The following is an 11,358-nucleotide window of genomic DNA, read 5'->3' on the forward strand; positions in this document are numbered from 1 at the left end:
CAACAGCCAGGCGATGCGCCCTAAGGGCCGCTGCTCGCTGTTGGGCACGCCCGGCCGTTAAGAACTCGTTAACTCTTTATTTCTTGCTCAAATCATAGAATCGTGGCCATCTCTCAAGACGGAGTTTAAGCGTCTGACGCGCAGAAACCGTCTTGAGAAGGTAGATGACGAGCTTAGCGGAAGATTCGGTGACGATGAGCGAGACTGCGTCTGCGCGGATCTCTCGGCATGCCGGCATTCTGTCCGGTCAGCTGCGATCGCTCGCGACGACGCTTTTCCCGCCTTCAGCGAGCAAATCGCTCCGGTCATTCACCTCGGGGGAGGTTGCGCGAATTGCGGGCGTATCCGATGGGTACCTTCGACAACTTTCTCTCGACGGGCTTGGGCCGAGCCCGACGACGGGGATCGGGGGGCGACGATCCTATACTCTGGCTCAGATTCATGAGTTGCGCGGATATCTAGCCAACGCGCGGCCGCGCGAAGCATTGGAATTTCTCCCGCGCCGGCGTCCAGGCGACAAGCTCCAAATCATCACTGTCGCGAACTTCAAAGGTGGCTCCGCCAAGACGACGACAGCGTTGTATCTGTCGCAATACCTCGCCCTTGCCGGCTTCCGGGTTCTGGCGATTGACCTCGATCCCCAAGCTTCGCTGTCAGCAATGTTCGGGTACCAACCCGAGTTTGACATTGGGGCGAACGAAACGCTGTACGGTGCCATCCGATATGACGAACACCGGCGGCCAATGCGCGAGGTCGTTCGACCGACCTATTTTGACGGGATAGGTCTCGTGCCAGGCAATCTCGAGCTCATGGAGTTCGAGCACACCACGCCTCGAGCCATGGTTGAGCGGCGTGAACGCGGGCACGATTTATTCTTTCGCCGTGTCGCCAGCGCCATCGATCAGGTCGCCGACGACTATGACGTCGTCGTCATCGACTGCCCACCCCAACTTGGTTACTTGACCATGGGTGCGCTAAACGCGGCGACCGCGATGCTCGTGACAATCCATCCTCAGATGGTCGATGTCGCATCAATGAGCCAATTTCTCCTCATGACGTCGGACCTCATGTCCGTCATCGAGGAAGCTGGCGGACGACTCGATCACGATTTCATCCGGTACGTCATCACGCGTCACGATCCCAATGACGTGCCCGAAGCTCAGATCGTGGCTCTCCTCCGGACCCTTTTTGGATCGGATGTGCTCCAAGCCACGGTGTGGAAATCGACTGCGATCGCCAATGCAGGTCTCACCAAGCAATCACTGTACGAGCTGGAGCGCGGCGCCGTAGGGCGGGGCGCCTACGACCGCGCATTGGAATCGGTCGACGCGGTCAATGCCGAAATCGCGCAACTTCTTAAGAAGGTGTGGGGTCGATGAGCAAACGTACTGACACCATCAAGAGCCTTTTCACCGCCCCGCAGCCACCCGCGTTGTCAGCTGACAACATACCCGCCGCCCTGCCGCGGGTCTCCTCGGGCTCAGTCCGCTCGTTGAAAGACACTTTTTCCGGAGTCGAGAAAGAGAACGAGGAGCTGCGCGACAAGATCGCATCCGGGGCGATGATCCTTGAAATCGATCCCTCCCTTATCGATCCGTCGCCGCTGGCGGATCGCTTTCGCGACCAGGACGATAGCTCGTTTGAGGCACTTAAGCAGTCGATCTCACAACGCGGCCAAGAAGTGCCCGTTCTCGTTCGCGAGCATCCTGAAGTAAAAGGGCGCTACCAGAGTGCCTATGGTCATCGCCGCGTCCGCGCTACGCGGGAATTGGGGATTCCCGTCAAAGCGATCGTGCGATCACTATCGGATGAAGCGCTTGTCGTGGCGCAAGGGCTCGAGAACGCACCGCGCGAAGATCTGAGTTTCATTGAGCGCGCCACCTTCGCGATGCACATCGAAGATGCCGGGCACAGTCGGTCAATCGTACAAGATGCGCTGTCGATCGATCGAGCCGAGGCCTCGAAACTTCTTGCCGTTGCTCGATCGGTCCCAGCTGAAGTCATTCAAGCAATCGGGAAGGCTCCGAAAGTAGGCCGCGGCCGCTGGCAGTCATTCGCTGAATTGATCAAGGATGACGCGGCGCTCAAACGTGTCAGAACGGCGATCGCTGAACCGAAATTTGCAGAACGAGAAACCGACGCCCGGTTTCTTGCCGCATTCACGGCGGCAAGCCGTTCATCTTCCGCGGGGACATCGAAGCCATCGGAAGAGAAGCCCGTCTTCTCCGTATCCGGTGACAAGATTGCGCACGTACGTCAGGCCGAGCGCGAATTGAAGCTTACCATCGACAAGAATGTCTCGGCGACATTCGCGGCATTTCTTGTCGACCAACTTCCGGCGCTGTTCGACACCTTTTCCAAGACGAGCAGTGGTCAGGAAACTACCGAGGCCTGACGGCCTCGTCCCGTAGACACGAACCAGGAGCAGACAAGGCAAAAGAAAAAGGCCCCCGAAACGGAGTTCCGGAAGCCCTTCTCTTCAAGTTTGGCGACTGACAGAGAATCACTTTCGCGAATCGCAGTCAAGAGTTTCTACGCGATTTTATCGTCGTTTCGGCGAGCAGGTTTTCTTTGCCCAGCTGAGGCAAAGACATGCAGTCACACTCTCCAACGACGCCCTTTGGGCGGCGATCGTTGACACTTGCCCATGTGGCAAACCAGATGGTCGCAACCGAACGCCCTCCCGAAAAGATCGTCCACAAATGGAAGATCTTCCATGCCATCTGCACGGCACGGCCGCGCCTTGGCGTGTCGGAGCGCGCGCTGTCAGTGTTAAACGCGCTCCTGACCTTCCATCCTGAGACGGCGCTCACAGGAGAGGATGATCTGATCGTCTTCCCATCAAACAATCAGCTCAGTCGGCGGGCGCACGGCATGCCGGCATCGACGCTGCGGCGCCACCTCGCAGTGCTGGTCGACGCGGGACTGATCGTTCGACGCGATAGTCCAAATGGCAAGCGCTATGCGCGGAAGGACGATGTTGGCGAAATCGAGCTCGCCTTCGGCTTCGATCTGTCGCCGCTCGTCGTGCGCTCGGAAGAGTTCGAGAGCCTGGCGGCCGATATCGAAGCCGAAGCCCGCGCGCTCAAGCTCGTGCGTGAGCGGATCACGCTGTGCCGGCGCGACATCGCGAAGATGATTGCAACCGGCATCGAGGAAGGCGTCCCGACGCGAAGGGCAGGGCAGGGCCCCGCCGATTGGCAGGAGGTGCATGCCGCTTTTCGCGCGATGGTTGTTCGGATTCCGCGCACCGCGACGCGCCAGGAGCTTGAGCCGATCGCCGACGAGCTGTCTCAACTTGCTGATGACATGCTCAATCTGCTGGAAGCGCATATCAAATCCAAGAATCCGAGCGGCAATGAGTCCCATTCTGAGCGCCACATACAGAATTCAAACACCGATGCCTTAATTGAACTTGAACCTAGCCTCCGAGAAGGCAGGGCGGCGGGAGCTGAGCCTAAACCTCAACCATCGCGAGTCGCCGACGGGGCGTATCCGTTGGGAATGGTCCTGAGTGCATGCCCGGACATCGTCGATTATGCGAAGGATGGGATTTCAAACTGGCGCGATTTCTTCGCCACGGCTGCCGTCGTGCGATCGTCGCTAGGGATCAGCCCAAGCGCCTGGGAGGAGGCGCAAACCATCCTGGGTGAAATGCAGGCCGCAGTGGTTGTCGCCTGCATCTTGCAGCGTGGCACAGCGATTAGATCGGCTGGCGGCTACTTGCGCGGGCTGACGCGGAAAGCCGAGGTCGGAGAATTTTCTCTTGGGCCGATCCTGATGTCGCAGATCAACTCCCGGCTCCATGAAAAACGCTCGGCCTAACGGATGGGGAAGCGTCTCTGTGCGCCATCGCCTCGGCTCGGGCTGACGCGTTGTGGTCTGAGCTTGCGGTTAAGGTCGAATGGGGCCTTGGCAGCGGCGTCCAATTCCCGTCAAGCGCCGGGCAGAAGACTGGCGGCCCCGAGATCGTCCGTGCTGCGATTGCGCACCCCGGGTCATGCGCCGGCGGCGGGGTCGGATCGCGAGGTTGTTTTACCGCAAGCCGCTCTGCCGACTGACCGGGACCCGCGGCGTATGGCTGCGGCGCCTCAAGAAACGTCAGGCCGACGCTGCGAACGATTAGCCTCCCAGCAGAATGCAAAGCGTGGGCGGTGAGGTGGCCTCTGGACCGACACAGACGGTCAGTGAACAGTCGCCTCGGTCGATGGAAGACACGGAGAACCGACGATCGTGCCGCGATCGGACGAAGTTACCGGGATGGGATTTGTTAAGCTTCGCTGGAGCCGGAAAATACGACCGTCGGCGGCGTTGCACGCGGGGGCGGGATAGACCTACCGCCTCCGGATCCTGGTCTGCTCTTCAGATCGTATCGTTGGGCGAGGTCGAGTAGCCGCCGCTTGGTGAATGGGTCCGCGTTCTCGGCCAGATCGCGCGCCCGCTGCGCGAAGCTCCTGTAAAAGTCTTCCACGACGCCACCCCCGCAACATCACTGAAAACCGGATTTCAGTGCGGGACGCGCCCCGCGTCAAGCGGTCTGATGCATACGAACAAGTTTTGGCGATCTACTTGTGCTCGCGACGCACCGGGAACTAAGCTGGTTCCGGCAGGGAAAGACCATGACTCCGCTCTACCTGAGCCGGAAGCTGTGCCCGAAGTGCGGGAAGCCGATGACGGCTGTGCCCGACGACGTCGCGCCGGGCCGGCCACGCTACGTCTGCCTGGCCTGCGAAGACGACCCGCTGCGCGATCCCGCAGCCCGGAAATGGGCGGAAAGCCCGCTGCGGCCGCCGGCCAAGTAACGTTCGAACCGAAATCGAGCCCGGCATCCGGATCGCTGTTGACGTCGATCGTGCTCACAACCCGCACCAATGCTGTGGCGTTGCAACCCGCACGCTGAGCTTCGTTCCATCGCGCGTGCCGGCGGAATCGTCCCGGACTCGGCGGCCGGCAAGTCCAGCGACGCTAGCATCTGTTTCACGCCTCGCAGAGCGTGTCGGTCGCATGGATGCGGAAGGACCGGGTTGCATCCGCATGGCGAGAGCGTCGGCACCCTCGTTATCGATCTTGCGATGGCCACTTCGACAGGTGCGCCGACGTTGCTGACAGCGATAGTTTCCCTGGTAGGTCATGACCCGGCGCTTAGGTGGCCTGCTCATGGTGAGCGACGTTTCGCTGCGACGGCCGTTGCGTTGAGACCCGAACCGCTGATCGGGCCGCTGTCTTCATTCCATGTGTTTTCGCGATGGGCGCACCCATCTGCGTCCTCGATAGAGGCTGGTCTGACCGAAGGCCGATCCCGCTTCGCGGGCTCTCGATCTGGTCCCTGCAACGCCCGTCCTCGACTTTCTTCCCCTGGCGCTGCGCGCCATTCCTCGCGGTGCAAGAAAGTCGCTGCCGGCCGCCCTCCATTTCATTTCGGCCCTCCGGGTGCAGGTCGATCGCCTCCGGTCTCACGACCGCCATCGAGGACGCGATAGGCGCGGCCCGAGAAAACAAAGGGAATGAGACAATGGCCACCATCGGCACCTTCACCTCCACGGGCAACGGCTTCTCCGGCGCCATCAAGACGCTCAACCTCAACGTCAAGGCCAAGCTGATCCGCGTCGAGAACCCTTCCGACAAGGGACCGCACTTCCGCATCTACTCAGGCAACGTCGAGCTGGGTGCTGCCTGGCAGAAGACCGCCAAGGACACTGAGCGCGACTACCTCTCCGTCAAGCTGGACGATCCGAGCTTCCCGGCCCCGATCTACGCCACCCTGACCGAGGTCGAAGGTGCGGAAGGTCTCCAGCTGATCTGGTCCCGGCCCAACCGGGACTGAGGCTCAGCCAGTGGGCTCCGCCGCGAGGCGGGGCCCGCTCCCTTCGACTGGAGATGCGATCATGACCATCGACACCATTGAAGAGTTGCGCGCCGAGCTGCGCGACTGCGCATTCACGCCGGCAGAGCGCAAGGTGCTTGAACTCGAACTGGCGGAGCTCACCCGTCAACGGGACGAAGCGCTCGCGGCCGAGGAGGGGGCATAAGCCCCCTCGTCTTGCGACTTAAGATGCTCCGTCGGTAGGGGCCGCTCCTCCGTTCAGAACATCTTTCATGGCTTTGGCAGGTGTAAACGTCAGCTTCCTGGAAGCTGCGATCGCAATCGTTGCACCGGTCGACGGATTGCGGCCTTCACGAGCGGGACTATCCTTGACCTTGAACTTGCCGAACCCGGGAAGGCTCGTCTCGGCTCCGCTGACGGCCGCATCAGCGATCGCCTTGAACACGCTCTCGACGATGGTTTTCGCCTGAGCTTTTGTCAGGTCGTTCTCGGCTGCAATCTTTTCGGCGATCTCATTGGCAGTCGTCATGGGACGAGCTCCGTGTTGTTTCGATTTTGCTCGTCTGACATCAAGGCCGTGGAACAGATAGAGCCGGGTTCACAAGCAGAGCCGTAATCCCCGAAAAAGTCCCGGACAATGACATTTTTCGTCCGCTGCAGCATAACCGCACCTCCGCTTGGCATGCTCCAGCCGTCCGAACGCTTCGACTGTCTCTGCACTGCCATCGAAGGTCTGTGCACCATGGTCTTGCCGTCGTGCCGATCCGGCCCCAACTGCGGATCAGCGACATTACTTGGAACAGGGTCGGCTTCGTAGACGGCATCGATGCGGCGATGCTGAATCGAAGATCAGCGATCCGCGGCGCTATTCTGCAAGGATTGGCAAGTTTTCCGGAGTGCCTGCAGAATAGGGTTGTCCCCCATGATTGCTTGGTCTGTCGTTGGGTCTAGAGCCTTTGCGCCCGAGGCACGTTCCCTTTCGAGTGCACAAAGGGCGTCCAATTCCGTGGTTATTGTGGGCTCAATCCAATCCTTACGAGGATCTGGCACCAACAGAGAGGACATGACGGCCTGAGCTATGAGTACGACAGCTCGGTAGACTGCAACTGCTATCCAGATGCCTATAATGCTCAGCGAGCAAAAGCATAAAATTCAGAACGCCTAAGCCCAAGACACGACTTTCCAGAACATGCGAAACCCTCGAATTGGCTGAACTTGACTGGGTGCCAATCTTAAGAAGGAGAGTGGGCTTCCGGCCAATAAGGCCAGCCTACGGGTGATACCGCGTTAATCGTTTGGGCGAGCCCCTCCGGGGACAGCTCTACTCGCGCCGTCGGGCGGCGCTCCCGGAGCCCGCAAGCGGTCTCCGCGCATTCGCGTGACGATCCTCTCGCGACCATGTCGACAGCAGTGGTCCAGCAACGAGCACGGTCCCCCCCCCCGCGCTTGCCAGAATTTGTTCCTTCCGTTGGCGATGTACTGACCTGACTCTTCTGGCAGGGGATTCGCCAGGTGAATTTCGGGATCGTTCCGGAATCGGATTCGCAATCGCTGTTGGTTCAAACCAACACCTCCACGAAACGATGGACGAGGACATGAACCCAGCGCCGCCAGACCCATTCCGGATTTTGAGATGAAGACCATTGTCATCAACAATCAAAAGGGCGGGGTCGGCAAGACGACGCTTGCTGTGCATTTGGCTTGGTTCATGGCGGAAGCGAATCTCCGCGTTCTCGTGATCGACGTGGATGCGCAGAGCAATGCGTCGGATACGTTGAGGCACTATGCCGGTTCAACGTTAGCCGCGGATTTGTTCAAGCCGGGGACGCGGATTGCACCTCGAGAAGACGAAGGCCTAACGCTCGCACCAGCCGACAGCTCGCTGACTGATCTCGATCGCAGCACTGCAGCCGCCATAACGACACTGCAAGAGAACCTCGCTATCGCGTCGGATCAGTTCGATGCCTGCGTCATCGATACGCCGCCATCACTTGGACTGCGCAGTGTCGGCTGTTTGGTTGCGGCGTCGCATGTGCTGGCCCCCATCTATCTGGAGGACTATTCGATCAAGGGCGTCAAAGGCCTGATGCAGACCGTGATCGGCGTCCAGAGGCGTTATGGCCGCCAAGATACGAAGTTCCTCGGGTTACTGCCCTCGAACTTCAATACGAAATCGCCTCGTCAAAGGACGCATCTTGAGCAACTGCTGCGCGAGGCCGGCAAATATGTGTTCCCCGGCCAGATCGTTGCAAGGGATGGCTACGCTGAGGCCGTTGCGGAACGCCTGCCGGTCTGGAAGCTCAAGCGCCGCTCTGCGCAGGAGGCTGGTCGCGAAATCCGTGATGTTCTCGCCAAGATCGTCGCGCAGATGGGCGAGACGGTACATGGCGCTTGATCTCAGCTTTAAGGAACTCATCGACGCCGCGGAAGACGTGGTTGCCGCAACCGGGCAACCGACTTCCATCGCCATCGATCGCATTGACGAAGATCCAGGCCAGCCCCGTCGCAGCTTCGACGAACAGAAGCTCGATGAGCTCGCGGAATCGGTCCGTCAACATGGCGTGCTGCAACCGATCGTGCTGCGGCAGGGGACCGACGAAGACCGGTACGTGATCGTCATGGGTGCGAGGCGATATCGCGCTGCCAAGCGCGCCGGGCTCCGTGAAATCCCGGCCTTGATTCATGCCGTTGGTTCTGCGGATCGCTACATTCAGATGATCGAGAACATCCAGCGCGACGACCTCAATGCCCCCGAAATTGCGGCATTCATTGCGGACCGCTTGGGGCAGGGTGATAGCCAAGCGGACATCTCGCGCAAGCTCGGTAAGCCCAGAGACTGGGTTTCTCGCTACGCGTCGGTCCAGAGTATGCCGGAGTTCCTCCGGTCGAAGCTTACCGGCTCGTCAATCCGTGCTGTGTATGAACTCTACCAGGCTTGGCGTGAGCAGCCCAACGCCGTCGAGACCATATGTGCAGCACAGGAGAGCTTCACAGACGCCCACGCCCGCCAGCTGGCTCGCAAAATTCGCAGCGAAGTTGGCGGCTCCCACGCTGATGGCGAAGGTGCCGCTGGATCTCAAGCGGCACGAGGGCCGATCGCACCGCAAGTCGCATTGCGACCCATGGAGAGAGACCGTGTAAAGGCGGCCGCGGAGAAATGCTCCAAGTCTTCGGTCCATCGAAATGAGCGAATAAGTTCACCAGTGACGATCAGAGTGCGCCACCAAGAGCGCGCCGGCTGCCTTCTCGTCGATCGGCTCGCGTCTCAAGGCTCACGCTATGCCGTGCTATTAGTCGATGGCGCAGAAGAAGCGGAAGAGGTGCCGGCATCGACCATCACGATCGAAGAGATCATTTTCGCATGAAGCTGGCCTTAGACTGTCTCCCCAGAAAGACTGCTGCGCTTGGCACGCCGGCGGAGCGGATTTCCCATCCGAAGGATGGCGCGTTAGCGCAGCAGCCGGAGGCCGAACGCGCCCCCCACAGCGCCGTAGAGAGGCCGGAGGCTGCTGGAAAGCCGCGGTCCACATGCTCGGTGCCCGTGTTGCCGATCCGCACGCGCAGCGTTCGAGCAATACAAAGAGTCGCGGTGATGGCTGCGCCACTCCCGGAGGAATGTTGCGCATCGATCGTCACCTGGGTCGGATCTCACCTGCAGCAAATGACGAGCGTTGATTGCCGAGCCGGTTGGTTTGAACCAACATCGAGGGGGTGGAGAGATTCGCACTTTCTAGTGCAGGATAGGCTTCGCGCCAGCGATGTATTACATCGCGAATGGGATTGGAGTGCATGGCTCTAATCTCGCTTCGCGTCTCCGACCAAGTCGCGGCGGAGTTCTCAGCATTTGCAGCGACCCACGGCGGCAAATCCGCGCTGTTGCGGCGTCTTATTGCTGATGCGCTAGCTGCGCCCGCACCACGCATCTCGGCGTTGCCGGTCGGACGCCCGGAAAAGGTGACGGTGCGATTTCGTGAGAGCGAGATGCGGCAGCTCGCGGAAGTGTCACATCAGCGTGGCATGACCCGAACCGGTTGGATCGTCGCCCTGGTGCGCTCTCGATTGGGCTCGCCGGTGCAGCATTCGCCAAGCGAGCACGAGGCGCTTCGCGCGATCGTTCGCGAGCTCAACCGAATCGGCGGCAACATCAACCAGATCGCGCGCGCGGCGAACGCCAGTGTGCTGCAGGGCAGGCCGGTTGAGCCCGATGTGCCCGCAATTCAAGAGGCCAAGCTGACCATCGAAAGAGAGCTGGCGCAATTGCGTAGTGCCCTGCACGGCAACGCAGATTATTGGGATGGACGGCGATGAGCCGGCGCTCACCGCGGCCGACCGGGCTAGCCTCCGATCTTCCGCCGATCTCGTACGTCTGGGAAACGCCCAATCGGCGCCCACGGCGAGCCGAGTGGGATATCCCCGATCCGGCGGCTCCAGGCCGCCTCACGCCGGCGATGCGGGCAAAGCTCGAGCGCATCGTGCGCCGAGCACCGGAGGTAATGGTCAAAATCACCGGCCGCACCAAGGACGTGGCGCATCTCAAGTCGCACCTGGCGTACATCACGCGAAACGGCGAACTCGATGCGGAAACAGAGCAGGGCGCGACGCTAGCGGGTTGTTCCGGATTGAAAGATCTGCAGCAACGCTGGGAGGATGATGCCAGTCTCGACGGCAAGCGTCGCCGTGATGGATCGCTTTCGATCAACATTATTCTGTCTATGCCGGCTGGCACCGACGCCGTTGCAGTCAAGGATTCAGCCCGGGCATTTGCCATCGAGACGTTTGGCTACAATCACGACTATGTCTTCGTCCAGCACCTCGACAACAAGCATCCCCACGTGCACTTGACCGTTCGGTCTCTGGGCCAGGACGGCAAGCGTCTCAACCCCCGCAAGTCGGATCTTCAGGCCTGGCGAGAACGGTTTGCCGGCGAACTCCGGCTTCGCGGGATCGCGGCGGAAGCAACGCCGCGGCGAACCCGCGGACGGGTTCGAAAGGCAGATCGCGGGGCGGTGCTCGCTCTACGCAAGCGAAAGATCACGCCCGATGTCGATCGGCTCGCCCGTAAGGAGGTGCGTTCGGAGGTGCGGGCCGGCAAGGCTGCCAAACGTCCTTGGGACGAACAGATTAAGGCTCGTCAGGACGCGATTAGGCGGCGATACCACGAGTATGCCGCCGAGCTAGATCGGTCTGGCGTGGCAGCAGATCACGAGTTGGCTCGCCAAGTTCGACAATTCGTTAAGGAGATGCCCGCTGTCGAAACCCGACGTCATGTGTTGAAGAATGAGCTTGAGGAGCTTGTCAATACTCGGCGGCGTGGCGCTGAGCAGGACGTCGATGCGGAAGTGCGCGACAAAGCACGAGGCAATGAGCGAACCAGATAACCGAGGGCAGGGAATCATAATCCTAGGGTTGGCGGTTCGAGTCCCTTGCCCGCTACCAAAACGCGATCATTTGCTAGATCATCGAAGAAGCGCTTGCCTTGAGAGTGGAGCGAACATTCGAATCCTTCGAGGAGCTATCGATCGACGTTGTTGCCA

At 60.4% G+C, this 11,358-nt stretch carries 12 protein-coding genes; 10 read left to right on the plus strand and 2 right to left on the minus strand.

Going from position 1 to position 11,358, the window contains the following annotated elements; all coding sequences use genetic code 11:
- Positions 1 to 164: 164 nt before the first annotated feature.
- The 3 genes from repA to repC all read left to right on the plus strand — a co-directional run bounded on the left by repA (position 165) and on the right by repC (position 3,825).
- Positions 165 to 1,379 carry a plasmid partitioning protein RepA gene (gene repA, locus ACVWY5_RS00665; protein ID WP_028338052.1) on the plus strand — a complete coding sequence of 405 codons (1,215 nt, stop codon included), beginning with the start codon at positions 165 to 167 and terminating at the stop codon, positions 1,377 to 1,379.
- Positions 1,376 to 2,395, plus strand: a complete 1,020-nt coding sequence (repB, locus tag ACVWY5_RS00670) for a plasmid partitioning protein RepB (RefSeq protein WP_028338051.1) — start codon at positions 1,376 to 1,378, stop codon at positions 2,393 to 2,395. Before repA ends, repB begins: the two co-directional genes overlap by 4 nt.
- 197 nt (positions 2,396 to 2,592) lie before the next feature.
- A complete protein-coding gene (gene repC / locus ACVWY5_RS00675; protein ID WP_028338050.1) occupies positions 2,593 to 3,825 on the plus strand; it encodes a plasmid replication protein RepC in 1,233 nt (410 codons plus the stop codon).
- 445 nt (positions 3,826 to 4,270) lie between these two features.
- Here the strand turns inward: repC and ACVWY5_RS00680 are convergent, their stop codons facing one another.
- A complete protein-coding gene (locus tag ACVWY5_RS00680) occupies positions 4,271 to 4,471 on the minus strand; it encodes a hypothetical protein (RefSeq protein WP_080667367.1) in 201 nt (66 codons plus the stop codon).
- Between the two features lie 148 nt (positions 4,472 to 4,619).
- Here ACVWY5_RS00680 and ACVWY5_RS00685 point away from each other — a divergent pair, with 148 nt between their 5' ends.
- The 3 genes from ACVWY5_RS00685 to ACVWY5_RS00695 all read left to right on the plus strand — a co-directional run bounded on the left by ACVWY5_RS00685 (position 4,620) and on the right by ACVWY5_RS00695 (position 6,029).
- On the plus strand, positions 4,620 to 4,802 hold the full coding sequence (locus tag ACVWY5_RS00685; protein ID WP_028338049.1) for a zinc ribbon domain-containing protein: 183 nt from the start codon (positions 4,620 to 4,622) through the stop codon (positions 4,800 to 4,802).
- 710 nt (positions 4,803 to 5,512) lie between these two features.
- On the plus strand, positions 5,513 to 5,824 hold the full coding sequence (locus tag ACVWY5_RS00690; protein ID WP_018273795.1) for a DUF736 domain-containing protein: 312 nt from the start codon (positions 5,513 to 5,515) through the stop codon (positions 5,822 to 5,824).
- Between the two features lie 61 nt (positions 5,825 to 5,885).
- Positions 5,886 to 6,029, plus strand: coding sequence for a hypothetical protein (locus ACVWY5_RS00695; RefSeq protein WP_321177220.1), 144 nt, complete (start codon positions 5,886 to 5,888; stop codon positions 6,027 to 6,029).
- 18 nt (positions 6,030 to 6,047) lie between these two features.
- Here ACVWY5_RS00695 and ACVWY5_RS00700 read toward each other — a convergent pair whose 3' ends face one another.
- Positions 6,048 to 6,353, minus strand: coding sequence for an HU family DNA-binding protein (locus ACVWY5_RS00700; RefSeq protein WP_028338047.1), 306 nt, complete (start codon positions 6,351 to 6,353; stop codon positions 6,048 to 6,050).
- A 1,104-nt stretch (positions 6,354 to 7,457) separates the two neighbouring features.
- Between ACVWY5_RS00700 and ACVWY5_RS00705 the strand changes: the two genes are divergently transcribed.
- The 4 genes from ACVWY5_RS00705 to ACVWY5_RS00720 all read left to right on the plus strand — a co-directional run bounded on the left by ACVWY5_RS00705 (position 7,458) and on the right by ACVWY5_RS00720 (position 11,202).
- A complete protein-coding gene (locus ACVWY5_RS00705; RefSeq protein WP_028338046.1) occupies positions 7,458 to 8,219 on the plus strand; it encodes a ParA family protein in 762 nt (253 codons plus the stop codon).
- Positions 8,209 to 9,189: a ParB/RepB/Spo0J family partition protein gene (locus ACVWY5_RS00710; RefSeq protein WP_028338045.1), complete on the plus strand. Its 981-nt coding sequence runs from the start codon at positions 8,209 to 8,211 to the stop codon at positions 9,187 to 9,189. Before ACVWY5_RS00705 ends, ACVWY5_RS00710 begins: the two co-directional genes overlap by 11 nt.
- A 424-nt stretch (positions 9,190 to 9,613) precedes the next feature.
- A complete protein-coding gene (locus tag ACVWY5_RS00715; protein WP_038378112.1) occupies positions 9,614 to 10,132 on the plus strand; it encodes a plasmid mobilization protein in 519 nt (172 codons plus the stop codon).
- Positions 10,129 to 11,202 carry a relaxase/mobilization nuclease domain-containing protein gene (locus ACVWY5_RS00720; protein WP_028338043.1) on the plus strand — a complete coding sequence of 358 codons (1,074 nt, stop codon included), beginning with the start codon at positions 10,129 to 10,131 and terminating at the stop codon, positions 11,200 to 11,202. Before ACVWY5_RS00715 ends, ACVWY5_RS00720 begins: the two co-directional genes overlap by 4 nt.
- Positions 11,203 to 11,358 lie beyond the last annotated feature (156 nt).

It is taken from the genome of Bradyrhizobium sp. USDA 3256, assembly GCF_054058275.1.

Coding starts and splice junctions, on each gene's coding strand:
- ACVWY5_RS00710 (WP_028338045.1), top strand. CDS start 8,209: ATGGCGCTTGATCTCAGCTTTAAGGAACTCATCGACGCCGCGGAAGAC.
- ACVWY5_RS00700 (WP_028338047.1), bottom strand. CDS start 6,353: ATGACGACTGCCAATGAGATCGCCGAAAAGATTGCAGCCGAGAACGAC.
- repC (WP_028338050.1), top strand. CDS start 2,593: ATGCAGTCACACTCTCCAACGACGCCCTTTGGGCGGCGATCGTTGACA.
- ACVWY5_RS00690 (WP_018273795.1), top strand. CDS start 5,513: ATGGCCACCATCGGCACCTTCACCTCCACGGGCAACGGCTTCTCCGGC.
- ACVWY5_RS00685 (WP_028338049.1), top strand. CDS start 4,620: ATGACTCCGCTCTACCTGAGCCGGAAGCTGTGCCCGAAGTGCGGGAAG.
- ACVWY5_RS00720 (WP_028338043.1), top strand. CDS start 10,129: ATGAGCCGGCGCTCACCGCGGCCGACCGGGCTAGCCTCCGATCTTCCG.
- ACVWY5_RS00705 (WP_028338046.1), top strand. CDS start 7,458: ATGAAGACCATTGTCATCAACAATCAAAAGGGCGGGGTCGGCAAGACG.
- ACVWY5_RS00715 (WP_038378112.1), top strand. CDS start 9,614: ATGGCTCTAATCTCGCTTCGCGTCTCCGACCAAGTCGCGGCGGAGTTC.
- ACVWY5_RS00695 (WP_321177220.1), top strand. CDS start 5,886: ATGACCATCGACACCATTGAAGAGTTGCGCGCCGAGCTGCGCGACTGC.
- repB (WP_028338051.1), top strand. CDS start 1,376: ATGAGCAAACGTACTGACACCATCAAGAGCCTTTTCACCGCCCCGCAG.
- repA (WP_028338052.1), top strand. CDS start 165: ATGACGAGCTTAGCGGAAGATTCGGTGACGATGAGCGAGACTGCGTCT.